This window comes from Gilvimarinus sp. 1_MG-2023, assembly GCF_030548285.1.
Window position 1 is genome coordinate 1 of sequence record NZ_JAUOSC010001922.1, and the last position, 229, is coordinate 229.

Annotated in this window: 1 pseudogene; it reads left to right on the forward strand. The window is 51.1% G+C overall.

The features are described from left to right. Window positions 1–229, forward strand: a pseudogene (locus tag Q4563_RS23380) (dihydrolipoyl dehydrogenase); the annotation flags it as partial.

The window sequence follows — 229 nt, forward strand, 5'->3', positions numbered from 1 at the left end:
GGCTGATGGTGAAGCGTACAATGTAGGTACTTTCCCATTCGCCGCCAATGGCCGTGCGATGGCTGGTAACCAGACTGATGGTTTTGTCAAGGTGATTGCCAGTGCCGAGACAGATCGTATTCTGGGAGCCAGTGTGATTGGACCAAGTGCTGGTGATATCTGTCAGCAAGTGGTTGTAGCGATGGAATTCGGTTCCAGTGCAGAAGATGTCGGTATGATGGTTTTTGCC